The organism is Nonomuraea longispora, assembly GCF_004348345.1.
Lineage (GTDB): Bacteria > Actinomycetota > Actinomycetes > Streptosporangiales > Streptosporangiaceae > Nonomuraea > Nonomuraea longispora.
Genome location: NZ_SMJZ01000005.1, coordinates 1 through 15,767, shown reverse-complemented (window position 1 = coordinate 15,767; position 15,767 = coordinate 1). Strand labels below are relative to the sequence as shown.

18 protein-coding genes and 1 pseudogene are annotated in these 15,767 nt (G+C 70.6%); 18 read left to right on the top strand and 1 reads right to left on the bottom strand.

Annotation, left to right across the window (positions count from 1 at the left end):
* Positions 1 to 113: 113 nt before the first annotated feature.
* The 12 genes from E1267_RS02485 (at position 114) to rfbD (ending at position 9,632) form a co-directional block, all read left to right on the top strand.
* On the top strand, positions 114 to 872 hold the full coding sequence (locus E1267_RS02485; RefSeq protein WP_132329213.1) for a class I SAM-dependent DNA methyltransferase: 759 nt from the start codon (positions 114 to 116) through the stop codon (positions 870 to 872).
* 291 nt (positions 873 to 1,163) lie between these two features.
* Positions 1,164 to 1,583, top strand: coding sequence for a VOC family protein (locus E1267_RS02480; RefSeq protein ID WP_132329211.1), 420 nt, complete (start codon positions 1,164 to 1,166; stop codon positions 1,581 to 1,583).
* Positions 1,584 to 1,649: 66 nt separating this feature from the next.
* Complete coding sequence (locus E1267_RS02475; RefSeq protein ID WP_132329209.1) at positions 1,650 to 2,021, top strand: MmcQ/YjbR family DNA-binding protein; 372 nt, start codon at positions 1,650 to 1,652, stop codon at positions 2,019 to 2,021.
* A 9-nt stretch (positions 2,022 to 2,030) separates the two neighbouring features.
* Positions 2,031 to 2,525, top strand: coding sequence for a GNAT family N-acetyltransferase (locus E1267_RS02470; RefSeq protein WP_132329207.1), 495 nt, complete (start codon positions 2,031 to 2,033; stop codon positions 2,523 to 2,525).
* A 94-nt stretch (positions 2,526 to 2,619) separates the two neighbouring features.
* Positions 2,620 to 2,997: a hypothetical protein gene (locus E1267_RS02465; protein WP_132329205.1), complete on the top strand. Its 378-nt coding sequence runs from the start codon at positions 2,620 to 2,622 to the stop codon at positions 2,995 to 2,997.
* A gap of 29 nt (positions 2,998 to 3,026) precedes the next feature.
* Positions 3,027 to 3,899, top strand: a complete 873-nt coding sequence (locus E1267_RS02460) for a DMT family transporter (protein WP_132329203.1) — start codon at positions 3,027 to 3,029, stop codon at positions 3,897 to 3,899.
* Positions 3,896 to 4,525: a GntR family transcriptional regulator gene (locus E1267_RS02455; RefSeq protein WP_132329201.1), complete on the top strand. Its 630-nt coding sequence runs from the start codon at positions 3,896 to 3,898 to the stop codon at positions 4,523 to 4,525. The genes E1267_RS02460 and E1267_RS02455 overlap by 4 nt, the downstream gene beginning before the upstream one ends.
* Positions 4,526 to 4,731: 206 nt before the next feature.
* On the top strand, positions 4,732 to 5,082 hold the full coding sequence (locus E1267_RS02450) for a hypothetical protein (protein WP_132329199.1): 351 nt from the start codon (positions 4,732 to 4,734) through the stop codon (positions 5,080 to 5,082).
* Between the two features lie 236 nt (positions 5,083 to 5,318).
* Complete coding sequence (locus tag E1267_RS02445; RefSeq protein WP_132329197.1) at positions 5,319 to 6,773, top strand: sugar transferase; 1,455 nt, start codon at positions 5,319 to 5,321, stop codon at positions 6,771 to 6,773.
* A 2-nt stretch (positions 6,774 to 6,775) separates the two neighbouring features.
* On the top strand, positions 6,776 to 7,843 hold the full coding sequence (locus E1267_RS02440) for a glucose-1-phosphate thymidylyltransferase (RefSeq protein WP_132329195.1): 1,068 nt from the start codon (positions 6,776 to 6,778) through the stop codon (positions 7,841 to 7,843).
* Positions 7,840 to 8,763: a dTDP-glucose 4,6-dehydratase gene (gene rfbB, locus E1267_RS02435; protein WP_132329193.1), complete on the top strand. Its 924-nt coding sequence runs from the start codon at positions 7,840 to 7,842 to the stop codon at positions 8,761 to 8,763. The genes E1267_RS02440 and rfbB overlap by 4 nt, the downstream gene beginning before the upstream one ends.
* An 11-nt stretch (positions 8,764 to 8,774) precedes the next feature.
* Positions 8,775 to 9,632 (top strand): dTDP-4-dehydrorhamnose reductase, encoded by an 858-nt coding sequence (gene rfbD, locus E1267_RS02430; RefSeq protein WP_132329192.1) that lies wholly within the window; start codon positions 8,775 to 8,777, stop codon positions 9,630 to 9,632.
* Here rfbD and E1267_RS02425 read toward each other — a convergent pair.
* Positions 9,614 to 10,192: a dTDP-4-dehydrorhamnose 3,5-epimerase family protein gene (locus E1267_RS02425; protein ID WP_132329190.1), complete on the bottom strand. Its 579-nt coding sequence runs from the start codon at positions 10,190 to 10,192 to the stop codon at positions 9,614 to 9,616. The two genes, rfbD and E1267_RS02425, sit on opposite strands and share 19 nt — an antisense overlap.
* 44 nt (positions 10,193 to 10,236) lie before the next feature.
* Between E1267_RS02425 and E1267_RS02420 the strand changes: the two genes are divergently transcribed.
* The 6 genes and pseudogenes from E1267_RS02420 to E1267_RS02395 all read left to right on the top strand — a co-directional run.
* Positions 10,237 to 11,448 carry a class I SAM-dependent methyltransferase gene (locus E1267_RS02420; RefSeq protein ID WP_132329188.1) on the top strand — a complete coding sequence of 404 codons (1,212 nt, stop codon included), beginning with the start codon at positions 10,237 to 10,239 and terminating at the stop codon, positions 11,446 to 11,448.
* Positions 11,445 to 12,224 carry a glycosyltransferase family protein gene (locus tag E1267_RS02415; protein WP_132329186.1) on the top strand — a complete coding sequence of 260 codons (780 nt, stop codon included), beginning with the start codon at positions 11,445 to 11,447 and terminating at the stop codon, positions 12,222 to 12,224. The genes E1267_RS02420 and E1267_RS02415 overlap by 4 nt, the downstream gene beginning before the upstream one ends.
* Positions 12,221 to 12,871, top strand: a complete 651-nt coding sequence (locus E1267_RS02410; protein WP_132329184.1) for a PIG-L deacetylase family protein — start codon at positions 12,221 to 12,223, stop codon at positions 12,869 to 12,871. Before E1267_RS02415 ends, E1267_RS02410 begins: the two co-directional genes overlap by 4 nt.
* A gap of 6 nt (positions 12,872 to 12,877) precedes the next feature.
* On the top strand, positions 12,878 to 13,897 hold the full coding sequence (locus E1267_RS02405) for an NAD-dependent epimerase/dehydratase family protein (RefSeq protein WP_132329182.1): 1,020 nt from the start codon (positions 12,878 to 12,880) through the stop codon (positions 13,895 to 13,897).
* On the top strand, positions 13,894 to 15,159 hold the full coding sequence (locus E1267_RS02400) for a DUF4910 domain-containing protein (protein WP_246063360.1): 1,266 nt from the start codon (positions 13,894 to 13,896) through the stop codon (positions 15,157 to 15,159). Before E1267_RS02405 ends, E1267_RS02400 begins: the two co-directional genes overlap by 4 nt.
* Positions 15,156 to 15,767: pseudogene (locus E1267_RS02395) on the top strand (hypothetical protein); the annotation flags it as partial. The gene E1267_RS02400 and the pseudogene E1267_RS02395, both read left to right, overlap by 4 nt.

Sequence of the window (15,767 nt, the reverse complement as noted above, 5' to 3'; positions counted from 1 at the left end):
CGCCGGGAGGGCGCCGCGGCCCGGCGGAAATCTGTTCGACGCCGGGCTCGCGGGCTGCCTACTGTTGGTCACCTGGGCACATCATCAACCGCAGGTGAGATGGGACGTACGGCATGACAGGAGCGGCGGAGCCGGAGTTCACGCAGGAGCGCATCTGGGACGCCGAGGCGGCCCGGCGCTACGACACGCCGGGCACCGGCATGTTCGCGCCCGAGGTGCTGGGGCCGGCCGTGGATCGCCTCGCCGAGCTCGCGGGCGGCGGGCGGGCGCTCGAGTTCGCCATCGGGACCGGCCGCGTGGGCGTGCCACTCGCCGAGCGTGGGGTGCCGGTCACCGGCATCGAGCTGTCGAGGCCGATGATCGAGCAGCTGCGTACCAAGGTGGACGAGGCGACGATCCCGGTGATCGCCGGCGACATGGCGACCGCCTCCGCCCCGGGGTCCTACTCCCTCGTCTACCTCGTCTTCAACACCATCTCCAACCTGCTCACCCAGGCCGAACAGGTCGCGTGCTTCCGCAATGCCGCCCGCCACCTGGAGCCCGGCGGCCGGTTCGTGATCGAGTTGTGGGTGCCCGAGCTGCGCAAGCTGCCCCCGGGCCAGCCGGCGACGGTCTTCACCGCCGAATCCGGCTACATCGGCCTCGACACCTACGACGTGCTGCGCCAGCTGGTCGTCTCGCACCACTTCACCTTCGACGGGGGCAAGCGGGCCGAGCTGTTCCGCAGCCCGCACCGCTACATCTGGCCGGCCGAGCTCGACCTCATGGCGCAGCTGGCCGGGTTCGAGCTGGAGACGAGGCACGCCGACTGGACCGGTGCCGAGTTCACCGCGGAGTCACGTTCGCACGTCTCCGTCTACCGCCTGCCGTAGGACCGCTGCCCCCGGCCGGTCCCGCGAGGCTCCTCCTGCCGTTTCGCGGGGCAGGCCCGCACGGGGGCCCATCCTCATTCGGAAAGCCTGCGACTATTATTGGTCCCGGTGGCGATGATCTCCATCACATCCGCATTGTGGGCGAGAATGCCGCAGCCGGCTCAACCGCGCAGGTCATCACCGCTAACTCGACGTTAACCACGTGTTTCGCGCAGGCACAAAGTCGCGGACAGGTGGATCAACAGGTGGACAAGGAGCGGCGGGCGGCAGATATTGGAGCAGGAGGTTTTCATGGATGTGCGCCTTGACCATCTCGTCTGCTGGGTTGCCGACCAGCGAAGGTCCCTGCATTTCTACGAGCAGGTGCTCGGGCTGCCCGGGGTGCGGACGGAGGAGTTTCGCGATGGAAAGGCGGCTTTTCCCAGCGTGCGGATCTCGGCCGAGACGATCCTCGATCTGATCGCGTACGACGCCTTAAAAGGGGTGGACGAGCACACCGGTGTGAAGGGCAGCTCCGGGCATCCGATCAACCATTTCTGCCTGTCGGTGGGCAAGGAGGATTTCGACGCCCTCCAGGTCCGCTTGAAACAGCACGGGGTGGAGATCTCCGGCACCGCGACCAACATCTTCGGCGCCCAGGGCATCGCTCCCGAGGCGATTTACTTTCCCGATCCCGATGGGAACGTGCTGGAAGTCCGCTATTACGATTGATCGTTTCCGCGGGGCGGCGGCACGGTGGGGCCGTGAAGTGTCGGCGGCGTCTGGTACACAGTCGGCATGGGTGTGAGCGTCGATGAGTTCCTCGCGTTGCTTGACGAGTTGCCCGAGGTCCGGATGAGCCATGGCGGCGAGTGGATCGGGCTGAAGGTCCGTGACAAAGGCTTCGGCTACCTGTGGGAGGCGACCGAGACCGTCGGGCTCAAGGCCACGATCGAGGAGCAGATCGCCCTCGTGGCCGAGCGGCCCGAGGTGTTCGAGGTGCAGTTCACGGCCGGGCGGTTCGGGTGGGTGGTGGTCCACCTCGACAGGATCGACCGCGACGAACTGTTCGAGCTGGTGGCCGAGGCCTGGTGCCTGACCGCGCCGAAGCAACTGGTGGCGGAGTTCGAAGCCACCCACCAAATCGGGCAACAGGTGCAGTCTGGGTAATCTCGGGCGGTGACCCATGTGAACATCCGGCTGCGGGAATGGTGCGACGACGACGCTCCCGCCGTGCTGCAGGCCTTCGAGTCCCCCGATCTGCGGCACCAGTCGCCGTGGCCCGTCGTCACCCTCCAGGACGCCGTGGGCTGGATCGCCTCCTGGAAGGGGGTCGGCCACGCCTTCGCCGTCACGGTCGGCGAGCAGGTCGCGGGCAATGTCGCGGTCGCCGGGATCGACGCCCACGACAACGGGTGGGTGTCCTACTGGGTGGTGCCCGCGTTCAGGGGGCTGGGCGTCGCGACGGCGGCCACCGGCGAGCTGGCCCGGTGGGCGTTCGCCGAGCGCGGCCTCTACCGGCTGGAGCTGGGGCACCGCACCAACAACCCGGCCTCGTGCCGGGTCGCCACCAAGGCGGGCTTCCTCCCGGAGGGGATCGAGCGCGGCAAACTCTGCTACGAGGGCGTGCGCTACGACGTCGAACGCCACGCCCGGCTCGCGACCGACCGCTGAGCCCGCCCGTCACTCCGGCCGCCACCGACCGGTGAGCCCGCCCGGCTCCGGCGTGCCTGGCCAGTGACGGGCGGGCTGATCTACCCTGGGCAGGGTGGACAGCGAGAGTCTGGCGGCGGCCGGGCTGCTGGCGGCCCTCAGCCGGGCGTCGGAGATCCTTGCGGAGTTACATCATCCTTTCGTGAGGAGCGAGCGCTTCTCCTACTTCTTTCCTCCCGCGGGCGCGAGGACCGGCGCCACCTTCACCCTGCCCGACGGCCGCGAGATGCGGTTCGAGGTGTCCATCGCCGCCGCGGACGGCGCCCTCCACGTGACAGGTGAGATCACGGCGGAGGGTGAGTCCCTGCTCGACCTGCCGCGCAAGAGCGTGCCCGGTCTCGGCGACGCTCTTGCGGTGCTCGACGACTACGCGGGAGAGGTGGCGGCCCCGGCAAGACGGCTGATCGACCGGCTGCTCGACGACGTTGTCTGATTGTCAGACAGTAAGGCACAATGGCGGTCATGAGGAATGGACCGCTCGCCGTCGTGGGCGCCTCCGTGCTGTGGGGCACGGCGGGCACGGCCGGCCTGCTCGTCTCCGCCGACTCCGTGGCCCTGGCCGCCGCCCGGCTCGTCATCGGGGGCACGGCACTCGCCCTCTACGCCGGAGCCGGCCTCAGGAACACGATCAGGCCAGCCCTCCTGCTGGGCGCCGCCGCGGTGGCCGCGTACCAGCTCTGCTACTTCGCGGCGGTCGCCCGCACCGGAGTGGCGATCGGCACGGTGGTCGCGATCGGCAGCGGGCCCGTCTTCACCGGGCTGCTCTCCTGGCTCATGCACGGCCGACGGCCGAGCGGGCGCTGGACCGCGGCGACCACGGCGGCCATCTGCGGGTCGGCCGCACTGATCGTCGGAGGCGGGACGCAGGCGGGTGGGGAGGTGGTGTCGGGGGTGCTGCTCGCGCTGCTGGGCGGGCTGCTGTACGCCTTCTACGTCGTCATGGCGGCCAGGGAGATCGGCCGGGGGGCCAGGTCGGACGCCGTGATGGGGGTGATGTTCGGCGGGTCGGCGGTGGTCATGCTGCCCATCCTGCTGGCGAACGGGGTCGCCTGGCTGGGGGAGCCGCGCGCGCTGGCCGCCGTGCTCTACCTCGGCCTCGGGACCACCGCGCTGTCCTACTTCCTGTACGGCCGGGGCCTGCGCAGCACCCCCGTGGCCACCGCCGCCACGCTGGCGCTGGCCGAGCCGGCCGTCGCGGCGCTGCTCGGCCTGGTCGTGCTGGGCGAGCGGCTGGCCCCGGTGTCGGTCGCGGGGCTGGTCCTGCTGGCCCTGAGCCTCGTCGTGGTGGCCGTACCGGAACGAACGCGGGAAAGGGCGTTAGAGTCGCAGCCGTGACGTTGCCGCTCAGACCCGTCTCGACCGTGGGCGCGCTTGCCGACGCCCTGCGCAGCAGGGTGCTCTCCGGCGAGATCGCGCCCGGCACCTCGCTGCCCGAGCAGGAGCTCGCCGCGTCGTACGGCGTGGCCAGGCCGACCGTGCGTGAGGCGCTGGCGACGCTGGTGCACGAGGGCCTGCTCAGGCGCGAGCGCAACCGCAGCGCCTACGTTCCCGAAGTGACGCTCTCCGATCTCGACGACCTCATGTACGTCCGGCGCCCGCTGGAGGACCTGATGGCCCAGGCGGTGGCCGGGCGGCGGGTGCCGGAGGCCGACGCGGCCCTGCGCCGGATGGCCGACCTCCCGGCCGCCGCGCCGTGGTCGGAGAGCGTGGCCGAGCACATGGCGCTGCACCAGGCGCTGATCGAGGCGGTCGGGAGCCCGCGGCTCGAACGCCTCTACGGCGCCCTGGCCGCCGAGACGAGGCTCGGCCTGGTCCGGCTGCGCGAGGTCTACGAGGACCGGGAGGTGCTGGTCCGCGAGCACCGCGAGCTGCTCGACGCGATCGCCGAGGGCCCGCCCGACGCGGCGCGTGCCGCGGCGGCGGCGCATCTCAGCCACTCGTGGGGCGTCGGTCACCACTGAGAAGCCACTGCGACGAAGCCACCACGAAGCCACCGCGAAGCCACCGCGACCTACTGCGACGCCCGCTGAGAAGTCGTCGTAACGCCGCTGAGACGCCTTCGACAAGCCGCTGAAGCGCCACCCGTGGCGGCGAAAGCGTGTCGGCAAAGGCCCCATTGCGTACGAACCCTTGCGGGAGCACCCCTGAACTCGCAAGAATCGCGCCCATGCACGGCAATGCGATGCCGGACTCCTACGTGTACGTCACGGAAGAGGGCGTCACCCGTCACTACGCTGACGGTAGTGTCGAGGCCCTCGCCTGGGAGGACGTCGTGGAGGTCCGTGTCGTCACGGAAGCCGGCGAGGACGTCCTCTACATCCTGCGCGACCGCGATGGCGAGGGCTGTGTCGTGCCGCGTTCGGCCACGGACGCCTCCTTTCTCGCCCGCCTGCGCTACCTGCCGGACTTCGATCTCGACCGGCTGACCCTGGCCGCGGACTCCACGCGCGACGGGGTGGTGGTCGTGTGGCGCAGCCCGGACCCGCCGTCCGCGCTGCCGGACCTGGAGTACGACTAGCCCGTACGGCTCGCCGACATTTCACGAAATGTCGTTCACACTTCATCGGCGCTGCCACTCCTGGACCGTTCCGTCAAGCCCTCGCCCTGCTCGACAATCGTCCGGTTGTGGACATATACCGTTATTCCCCCTTCTCGAATTGATCTTTAATCTTTAGTGGGGGCCGCCGCCCTTGAATGTTCGTGGGACTTGCCAACCCATGCAAGGGAACGGTGCATCGAGTATCGGGTGGTGCTATGAGGGTGGGGACTGGGGAGTCCGCTGTCGTGCTCCTCGAGGCCGTGCCGCGCCGTGCGTCCAGCATCTGGACGCGGGCGTACCTGCGGCTTCTGTTGTCCGGCGACATGGTGTGCGTGCTGCTCGCGTGCGTCTGCGTGCTGGGTGTCCGGCTCGTCGCCGGCGTGTACGTACCGCCGGCCGAATATCTGCTGGGATTCGGCCTCGTGGTCGCCTGGCCGATCGCGCTCATGATGGGCGGCGCCTACCGCCAGCGCGCCAACGGCGAGGGCACCGAGGAGTTCAAGGCGGTCTTCAACGGCGGCGCCGGGCTGATGGCCACGGTCGCCATCATGGCCTACGCGACGCAGACCACGATCGCCCGCAGTTTCGTCATGGCGATGTTGCCGCTGGCGCTGCTCGCCACCCTCTATTTCCGCTATCGCATGCGCAAACGTCTTCACCGGAGAAGAGCGGTGGGCGACTACATGCGCCAGGTGGTCGCGGTCGGGCACCGGGAGTCGATTCTCGACCTGGTGATGCAGTTCAGGCGCCAGCCCTACCACGGGATGCGGGTGGTGGGAGCCTGCCTTCCCGAGGGCGGCAGGGACGTCGACCTGGACGGTGTCCCCGTGCTGGGGTCGTTCGACGACGTGGCGAACGCGGTGGAGCGGGAGAAGGCCGACGCCGTGGCCGTGCTGGCCTGCCCGGAGCTGGACGGAGCGGCGCTGCGCCGGCTGGCCTGGAGCCTGGAGACCGCGCGTACCGATCTGTTCGTCGCGCCCGCGCTGCTCGACGTGGCGGGGCCGCGCATCAGCATCAGGCCGGTGGCGGGGATGCCGCTGCTGCACGTGGAGCATCCGGAGTTCGACGGCACGAAGCAGCTCGTCAAGACCGTGTTCGACCGGCTCGTGGCGGGGACCGCGCTGCTGCTGCTCGCCCTGCCGCTGCTGGGGATCGCGATGGTGATCCGGCTGACGAGCCCGGGGCCGGCGCTGTTCTTCCAGGTCAGGGTCGGCAAAGGCGGCAAAGAATTCCGCGTCGTGAAATTTCGTACGATGGTGGTTGATGCGGAGCAGCGCAAGCGCGACCTACTCGACGCGAACGAGTTCGACGGGGTGCTCTTCAAGATTAGGAACGATCCAAGGATCACCCGCGTAGGCGCCTTCCTGCGCAAATACTCGCTCGACGAGCTGCCCCAGCTGCTCAACGTCATCCGCGGCGAGATGTCCCTCGTCGGCCCCCGCCCGCCGCTGCCCGAAGAGGTGGGCAAGTACGGCGCCGACGTCCGCCGCCGCCTGGTCGTCAGACCGGGCATGACCGGGCTCTGGCAGGTCAGCGGCCGCTCCGACCTGACGTGGGAGGAGTCCGTACGCCTCGACCTGCGCTATGTGGAGAATTGGTCGCTCATCCTCGACCTGCAGATTCTCTGGAAGACCTGGTCCGTCGTGACCCGTGGAGAAGGGGCTTACTAGCAGTGAAAGCACTCGTGCTCGCCGGAGGGTCGGGCACACGGCTGCGGCCCATCACGCACACCTCGGCCAAGCAACTCGTGCCGGTGGCCGGCAAACCGGTCCTGTTCTACGGCCTGGAGGCGATCGCGGCGGCGGGCGTCACCGAGCTCGGCATGGTGGTCGGCGACACCCAGGCCGAGATCGAGGCGGCCGTGGGCGACGGCTCGGCGTTCGGGCTGCAGGTGACGTACCTGCGGCAGGAGGCGCCACTCGGGCTCGCCCACGGCGTGCTCATCGCCCGCGACTTCCTGGGCGACGACGACTTCGTCATGTACCTGGGCGACAACTTCATCGTGGGCGGCATCACCGACCTGGTGGCCCGGTTCGCCCGGGAGCGGCCCGCCGCCCAGATCATGCTCACCGAGGTCGCCGACCCGCGCCAGTTCGGCGTGGCCGAGCTGGACTCCGAGGGACGGGTCATCGGCCTGGAGGAGAAGCCGGCGCGGCCGAAGAGCGACCTGGCGCTGGTCGGCGTCTACCTGTTCAGCCCGGCCGTGCACGCGGCGGTGGCGGAGTTGAAGCCGTCGTGGCGGGGCGAGCTGGAGATCACCGACGCCATCCAGTGGCTGATCGAGGCGGGGCTGCGCGTCGAGTCCTCCATGATCACCGGCTACTGGAAGGACACCGGCGACGTGACCGACATGCTGGAGGTCAACCGGCTGGTCCTGGAGTCGGTGGAGCCGCGCGTGAGCGGGCACGTCGACGTGGCCAGCGACCTCGTGGGCCGGGTCGTGGTCGAGCCGGGCGCGGTCGTCGAACGTTCGCGGTTGGTCGGCCCGGTGATCATCGGTGCCGGCGCACGTATCAGCGACAGCTACGTCGGCCCGTTCACCTCCATCGGCGCGTCCTGCACGGTCACCGGCAGCGAGATCGAATACTCGATCGTGTTGCCCAGGGCCTCCATCGCCGGGGTGGGCCGGATCGAGTGGTCGCTGATCGGCCACGACGTCGAGGTCACCCCCGCGCCCCACACCCCCCGAGCCCACCGCCTCGTGCTGGGCGATCACAGCAAGGTGCAGATCCACTCATGAGAATTCTGGTGACGGGCGGCGCGGGGTTCATCGGCTCCCACTTCGTGCACGGCCTCGACGCCGCGGACGTGACGGTGCTGGACAAGCTCACCTACGCAGGAAGCCGAGCCAACCTCGACGGGGCGCGGCACACGTTCGTGCACGGCGACGTGTGCGACGCCCGCCTGCTGTCCGAGGTCGTGCCCGGTCACGACGTGGTGGTCAACTTCGCCGCAGAGTCCCACGTGGACCGGTCGATCGTGGAGGCGGCCGAGTTCGTGCGCACCAACGTGCTGGGCACGCAGACGCTGCTGCAGGCCTGCCTGGAGGCCGGGGTGGCGAAGGTGGTGCAGGTGTCGACCGACGAGGTGTACGGCACGATCGAGTCGGGCTCCTGGGCCGAGGACGCACCGCCGGCGCCGCGTTCGCCGTACGCGGCCTCCAAGGCGAGCGCCGACCTGATCGCCCTCTCCTACGCGACGACGTACGGACTGGACGTCTCCATCACCCGCTGCGGCAACAACTACGGCCCCCGCCAGTATCCCGAGAAGATCATCCCGCTGTTCGTCACGCGGCTGCTGCGCGGCGCGACCGTCCCGCTCTACGGCGACGGCGGCAACGTGCGCGACTGGATCCACGTCCAGGACCACTGCGCCGGCATCCGGCTGGTCATGGAGAAGGGCTGGCCCGGCGAGGTCTACCACATCGCGGGCACGGCCGAACTGAGCAACCTGGAGCTGACCGGCCTCCTGCTGGAGGCCTGCGGCCGGGGCTGGGACCTGGTCGAGTACGTCGAGGACCGCAAGGGCCACGATCGCCGGTACTCCCTCGACGACACGAAGCTGCGCGCCCTGGGCTACCGGCCGGAGATCACGTTCGAGCAAGGGCTGAAGGACACCGTGCGCTGGTACGCCGAACACCGCGGCTGGTGGACGGCCTGACGGGAGGCGCCATGAGATGGCTCATCACGGGCGCGGGCGGCATGCTCGCCACCGACGTGCTCGACCGTACGGCGCTGACCGGCGACCCGGTGCTCGCGCTCGCCCGCAGCGAGCTCGACCTGCGCGACCGGCGCGCGGTACGCGACTTCGTGTGCGCCTACCGGCCCCACGCGGTGATCAACTGCGCCGCCTGGACCGCCGTGGACGAGGCCGAGTCGCGTGAGGCGGAGGCGCTGGCGATCAACGGGCACGCGGTGCGCTGGCTGGCCGAGGCGTGCGACCTGATCGGGGCGCGGCTGGTGCACGTCTCGACCGACTACGTCTTCGACGGCGCGAGCGCGGCGGCGTACCGGGAGGACGCGCCCACCGGGCCGGTCAACGCCTACGGGCGCACGAAGCTGGCGGGGGAGCGCGCGGCGCTGGAGCACGGCCACTACGTCGTACGGACCGCGTGGTTGTACGGCGCGACCGGCGCCGACTTCGTCCGGACCATGATCAGGCTGGCCGGTGAGCGCCCGTTCGTGGACGTGGTCGACGACCAGCGCGGGCAGCCGACGTGGGCCGCCGACCTGGCCGACTTCCTCGTACGGCTGGCCCGGTCGGACCTGCCGCCGGGCGTCTACCACGGCGTCTGCTCGGGCGAGACGACGTGGTACGGCCTGGCCAAGGAGGTCTTCACGCTGCTCGGCGCGGACCCCGGGAGGGTGCGGCCGGTCGCCGGCACCGCCTGGCCCCGGCCCGCTCGGCGCCCGGCCAGCAGCGTGCTCGCCTGCACGAAAGCCGAGCCGCTGCGCCACTGGCGGGCGGCGCTGCACGCGGCCTGGCCGGTCATCGCCGCGAATGCGGGGCCTCAATGCAGCGTGGCGTAGAACTCCCGGCACGCGCGGTGATCCGGCAGCAGCCCGCCCGCGAGTGCCTCGTCGAGCGAGGGCGCCTTGGCGTCCTTGTCGGACAGCACGGGCTCGACGCCGGCCGGCCAGGCGATGGCGAGGGCCGGGTCGAGCGGGTGAACCCCGTGCTCGCGGCCGGGCGCGTACGGCTGCGAGCACAGGTAGACCACCGTGGCCTGCTCGCTCAGCGCCATGAACGCGTGCCCGAGCCCTTCGGCGATCAGCATGCCGCGGCGTGTGCGGTCGTCGAGCGTGCGCGCCTCCCAGCGGCCGAACGAGGGCGATCCGGTCCGCAGGTCGACGACCACGTCGAGGACGCTGCCCGACACGCACATCACGTACTTCGCCTGGCCGGGCGGCACGTCGGCGAAGTGCACACCCCGCAGCACCCCGCGGCCGGACACCGAGCAGTTGACCTGGGCGACGTCGAAGCGCCGCGGCAGGCCGGACGCGCGGAACGCCTCGAGGAACGATCCACGGGAGTCGGTGTGGACGCGCGGCGTGTGCACCCACGCTCCGTCGATGCCGAGGGGATCCATGGCCCGCACAGTACCAACGAGAAATCCGCCATCGGAGCGTACGAATGACACCTTGCCGTTTATGCGGCTCCACCGACATGACCGGTGTCGTGGACCTGGGGGCGACGCCCCCCTGCGAACGCGTCCTCACCGCCGGTCAGCTCGACGAGCCGGAGGTCACCTATCCGCTGCGGCTGCGCGTGTGCACGTCGTGCTGGCTGGCGCAGATCCCGCCGCTGATCTCCCCCGAGGAGACCTTCACCGACTACGCCTACTTCTCCTCCTACTCCACCTCGTGGGTGGAGCACGCCAGGGCCTTCGTCGCGGGGCTCGACCTGAAGCCGGGCTCCTTCGTGGTGGAGGTGGCCAGCAACGACGGCTACCTGCTCCGCCACGTGGTCGAGCGGGGTGTGCGCTGCCTCGGCGTCGAGCCGTCGGTGAACGTCGGCGCGGCGGCCAGGGAGCGCGGCGTGCCGACGGTGACGGCGTTCCTCACGCCGGAGAGCGCGCGGGCGATCGTGCGGGAGCACGGGCGCGCGGACCTCGTCGTGGCCAACAACGTCTACGCGCACATCCCCGACGTGATCGGCTTCACCGAGGGGCTGCGCACGCTGGTCGCCGACGACGGCATGGTCTCCGTCGAGGTGCAGCACCTGCTCACGCTGATCGAGCGCAACCAGTACGACACGATCTACCACGAGCACTTCCAGTACTACACCGTCGCGTCGGCGCGGCGGGCGCTGGCGAGCGGCGGCCTGGCGGTGGTGGACGTCGAACTGCTGGAGACCCACGGCGGCTCCATCCGCCTGTGGGCCAGGCCCTCGGAGTACGGGAGTGCGCCGTCGCCGCGGGTGGCCGACGTCCTGGCCCTGGAGAAGGCGGCCGGGCTGCACGAGGTCTCCGGCTACGCCGAGTTCGCGGGGCGGGTGGCCAGGGTCCGGCGTGACCTGCTGCGCTTCCTCATAGACGCCGCCGAATCGGGCCGGACCGTGGTCGGGTACGGCGCTCCCGGCAAGGGCAACACGCTGCTCAACCACTGCGGCGTACGGCCGGACCTGCTCGCGTACACGGTGGACCGCAACCCGTACAAGCACGGCAGGTTCACGCCCGGCGCCCGCATCCCGATCCTCCCGACCGGCCGGATCGCCGCGGACCGGCCGGACTATGTGCTCGTCCTGCCGTGGAACCTGCGCGAGGAGCTGGTCGAGCAGCTGTCGTACGTCCATGACTGGGGTGGCCGGCTGGTCTTCCCCATCCCCACGTTGGAGGTCGTGTGAAGGTCGTCCTCTTCTGCGGCGGATACGGCACCCGCATGCGCACCGGGGCGCCGGGCGACGTGCCCAAGCCCATGCAGCTCGTCGGTCCGAGGCCGCTGCTCTGGCACGTCATGCGCTACTACGCGCACTTCGGTCACAAGGAGTTCGTGCTCTGCCTGGGGTACGGCGCCGAGCACATCAAGAGCTTCTTCCTGACGTACGAGGAGACCGCGTCCAACGACTTCGTGCTGCGCGGCGGCGACATCGTGCTGCTGGGCAACGACATCTCCGACTGGACGGTCTCCTTCGTGCACACCGGGATCGAGTCGTCGATCGGCGAGCGGCTGCGCCGGGTGCGCGACCACCTCGACGGCGACGAGATGTTCCTGGCGAACTACGCGGACGTGCTCACGGATGCGCCGCTGCCGGAGATCATCGACAGGTTCGCCAGGTCGGACGCGGGCGGCTCGCTGATGGCCGTGCCGCCGCCGGGCACCTTCCACTGCGTCGGGATCACGCCGGACGGGTTGGTGGACCAGATCACCGCGGTCACCGAAATGCCGCTCTGGGTCAACGGCGGATATTTCGTGTTACGGCAGGAGGTCTTCGACCACATCCCCGAGAACGGTGACCTGCTCGTCGACGGGTGCAGGGAGCTGGCCAAACGCGGACGGCTGCTCGCCTACCCGTACCGCGGCTACTGGCGGCCCACCGACACCGTCAACCAGCGGCTGGAGCTCGACCGCGCCTACTCGCGTGGCGACCGCCCGTGGGCGTTGTGGGAGCGCACAGCATGAAACGGCTCATCCCCACCGGACTGCGCAGGATCGCCGCGCTCGCCGCCCACTGCGACGACATCGCCATCGGCGCGGGCGGCACCCTGCTCGCCGTCTGCACCTCCCACCCCGGCGTGCAGGTCGACGTCCTGGTGTTGTCGGGCGGCGGCACCGATCGCGAGCGCGAGGAGCGCAGGGCGCTCGCCGCCTTCTGCCCCGGCGCCGACCTGCGGATCACGGTGGCCAAGGTGCCCGACGGACGGCTGCCCGCCCACTGGGACGAAGCCAAGACGGCGGTCGAGGAGCTGCGTCTGCGCACCGAACCCGACCTGATCCTCGCGCCCCACGCCGGCGACGCCCACCAGGACCACAGGGGCCTGGCCCGGCTGGTGCCCACCGCCTTCCGAGACCACCTCACGCTCGGCTACGAGATCCTCAAATGGGACGGCGATCTCGGCCGCGCCCACGCGTACCAGCCGCTCGACCTCGCGCTCGCCGAACGCAAGGTCGCCCTGCTGTGGGAGCACTACCCGTCACAACGCCGGCGCACCTGGTTCGACAGGGAGGCGTTCCTCGGTCTCGCCAGGGTCCGCGGCGTTCAGTGTCACGCACGCTACGCCGAGGCCTTCTACCTCGACAAGATCTCGCTCGACCTAGCTGGAGGCTGAAACGACATGCGTGTCCTGCTCACCGGGCACCAGGGCTACCTCGGCACCGTCATGGCCGGGCGGCTGGCCACGGCCGGTCACGACGTGACGGGCCTGGACTCCGGGTTGTTCGCCGGCTGCGTGCTCGGTCCCCCGCCCGCCGACCCGCCGGGCCACCGCGCCGACCTGCGAGACGTACGCGCGGAACTGCTCGAAGGCGTCGACGCGGTCATCCACCTGGCCGCGCTCTCCAACGACCCGCTCGGCGCGCTCTCGCCCGAGCTGACCTACTCCATCAACCACCACGCCTCCGTACGCCTGGCCAGGCTCGCCCGCGACGTCGGCGTGCGCCGTTTCCTGTACGCCTCCACCTGCTCGGTGTACGGCGCCTCCGGTGGGGACGACCTGCTCGGCGAGGACGCCCCGCTGCGGCCCGTGACCCCGTACGCGGAGTCGAAGGTGCGGGTCGAGGACGAGCTGCTGGAGCTGGCCGACGACGACTTCACACCCGTGCTCCTGCGCAACGCGACCGCGTTCGGGTTCTCGCCGCGGCTGCGGGCCGACATCGTGCTCAACAACCTCGTCGGCCACGCCCACCTGACCGGCGAGGTGCGCGTGTTGTCCGACGGCACCCCGTGGCGGCCGCTGGTGCACGTGGCCGACATCGCCGACGCCTTCGCCGCCATGCTCGACGCGCCACGCGAGGCCGTGCACGCCAGGGCGTTCAACGTCGGCGGCGAGCAGAACAACCTCACCGTCGCCGGCATCGCCGGGCACGTCGTGGAGGCGGTGCCGGGATCGCGGCTGCTCATCACGGGCGAGACCGGGGCCGACCCGCGCTCGTATCGGGTGGACTTCTCGCGGATCAGGCAGGCGCTGCCGGGTTTCCACGCCCGCTGGACGGTGAAGGCGGGCGCGGTCGAACTGGCCGAGGCCTACCGGACCTACGGCCTGACGCAGGCCGACTTCCGCGAGCGGTTCACCAGGCTCGCCTGGCTGGCCGAGCGGCGGTCGAGCGGCACGGTCACCGCGGAGCTGAGGCCGTGACGGGAGAGGAGATGCACGCCCTGGTGGCGCGGCTCTACCCGCTGTGCCGCTCCATCACGGGCGACGGGGTGCGCGCCACGCTCGGCATCCTCGCCGAACACCTCGACCTGGACGTGCACGAGGTGCCGACGGGCACGCAGGTGCTCGACTGGGCGGTCCCCAAGGAGTGGAACGTCCGCGACGCCTACGTCATGGACGCGGACGGCGCGAGGGTCGTCGACTTCCGGCGCTCCAATCTGCACGTCGTCGGCTACAGCGTCCCCGTGTCGGCCACGATGACGCTGGCGGAGCTGCGGCCCCACCTGCACACGCTGCCCGAGCGGCCCGGCCTGGTCCCCTACCGGACCGCCTACTACGCCGAGACGTGGGGGTTCTGCCTCAGTCAGAGCACGCTCGACGGCCTCGGCGAGGGGCCGTACAAGGTAGTGATCGACTCGACGCTGGCCGACGGTCACCTGACGTACGCCGAGCACGTCGTACGCGGACGGACGACGGACGAGGTGCTCATCTCGTGCCACACGTGCCACCCGTCGCTGGCCAACGACAACCTCGCCGGGCTCGCCGTGGCGACCGCGCTGGCCTCCCGGCTGGAGCGGCCGCGCCTGACCTACCGCTTCGTGTTCGCGCCCGGCACGATCGGGGCCATCACGTGGCTGGCGCGCAACCGCGAGCGCGTCTCCAGGATCAGGCACGGCCTCACACTGGCCTGCGCCGGCGACCGCGGCCCGCTGACCTACAAGCGCAGCAGGCGCGGGGACGCCGGCATCGACCGGGTGATGGCGCACGTGCTGCGGGAACGGCCGCACACGATCACGGACTTCTCACCGTACGGCTACGACGAGCGCCAGTACTGCTCGCCCGGCTTCGACCTGCCCGTTGGCAGCCTCACCAGGACGCCGTACGCCGGCTACCCCGAATACCACACCTCGGGCGACGACCTGGACCTCGTCTCGCCGGAGTCCATGGCCGACACGCTGGAGGCGCTGTGGTCGGCGGTGGAGGTGCTGGAGGGCGACGGCCGCTACCTGAACCTCAGCCCGTACGGCGAGCCGCAGCTGGGCCGGCGCGGCCTGTACGGATCGATCGGCGGCCGGAGTGACACGAAACAGGCCCAGATGGCGATGTTGTGGGTGCTGAACCTGTCGGACGGCGCGCACTGCCTGCTGGACGTCGCCGACCGGTCCGGCCTGCCCTTCCGCGCGGTGGCGGAAGCGGCGCAGGCGCTGGAGGCGGCGGGGCTGCTGAAGAGGGAGGGCGCGTGAACCTGCGGGTGGGCGATCTCGTCGAGGTGCGCAGCGAGGCCGAGATCCTCGCCACGCTGGACGAGCGGGGTGAGCTGGAGAGCCTGCCGTTCATGCCGGAGATGGCGCGCTTCTGCGGCCGGCGGATGACCGTGCACAAGGTCGCGCACAAACTGTGCGACACGATCAGCCGCAGCGGCATGCGCCGGATGGAACGGGCCGTCCACCTGACCGGGGCACGCTGCGACGGCGAGGCGCACGGCGGCTGCCAGACGGCCTGCTCGCTGTACTGGAAGGAGGCCTGGCTCAGACGGGTGGACCCGGACGAGCCGCAGGCCGCTCCCGAGCCCGAGCCGGCGCTGCTGCCGCTGCTGCTGGCCCGCACCCGCAAGGACGCCGACCACTACTCCTGCCAGGCCACCGAACTGCTCAGGGCGGCGCCCACCTGCCTGCCGTTCCGCGACCTCGGCCAGTACGTCACCGACGTGCGCAGCGGCAACGCCGGCGTGGGCTCGGTGGTACGCACCTTCCTCGTCGGGCTGTTCAACCGGTTCCAGGAGTTCAGCAAGAAGGTCCTGCCGCGACGCCTGTGGTTCAGGCGCGGGCTGCGCTGGGGCTTCGTCGAGGGA

What these genes read in the sequence shown, in the direction of transcription:
- E1267_RS02485 (WP_132329213.1), top strand. Translation starts at nt 114, where the DNA reads ATGACAGGAGCGGCGGAGCCGGAGTTCACGCAGGAGCGCATCTGGGAC.
- E1267_RS02475 (WP_132329209.1), top strand. Translation starts at nt 1,650, where the DNA reads ATGGGTGTGAGCGTCGATGAGTTCCTCGCGTTGCTTGACGAGTTGCCC.
- E1267_RS02460 (WP_132329203.1), top strand. Translation starts at nt 3,027, where the DNA reads ATGAGGAATGGACCGCTCGCCGTCGTGGGCGCCTCCGTGCTGTGGGGC.
- rfbD (WP_132329192.1), top strand. Translation starts at nt 8,775, where the DNA reads ATGAGATGGCTCATCACGGGCGCGGGCGGCATGCTCGCCACCGACGTG.
- E1267_RS02420 (WP_132329188.1), top strand. Translation starts at nt 10,237, where the DNA reads ATGACACCTTGCCGTTTATGCGGCTCCACCGACATGACCGGTGTCGTG.
- E1267_RS02445 (WP_132329197.1), top strand. Translation starts at nt 5,319, where the DNA reads ATGAGGGTGGGGACTGGGGAGTCCGCTGTCGTGCTCCTCGAGGCCGTG.
- rfbB (WP_132329193.1), top strand. Translation starts at nt 7,840, where the DNA reads ATGAGAATTCTGGTGACGGGCGGCGCGGGGTTCATCGGCTCCCACTTC.
- E1267_RS02450 (WP_132329199.1), top strand. Translation starts at nt 4,732, where the DNA reads ATGCACGGCAATGCGATGCCGGACTCCTACGTGTACGTCACGGAAGAG.
- E1267_RS02410 (WP_132329184.1), top strand. Translation starts at nt 12,221, where the DNA reads ATGAAACGGCTCATCCCCACCGGACTGCGCAGGATCGCCGCGCTCGCC.
- E1267_RS02425 (WP_132329190.1), bottom strand. Translation starts at nt 10,192, where the DNA reads ATGGATCCCCTCGGCATCGACGGAGCGTGGGTGCACACGCCGCGCGTC.
- E1267_RS02405 (WP_132329182.1), top strand. Translation starts at nt 12,878, where the DNA reads ATGCGTGTCCTGCTCACCGGGCACCAGGGCTACCTCGGCACCGTCATG.
- E1267_RS02480 (WP_132329211.1), top strand. Translation starts at nt 1,164, where the DNA reads ATGGATGTGCGCCTTGACCATCTCGTCTGCTGGGTTGCCGACCAGCGA.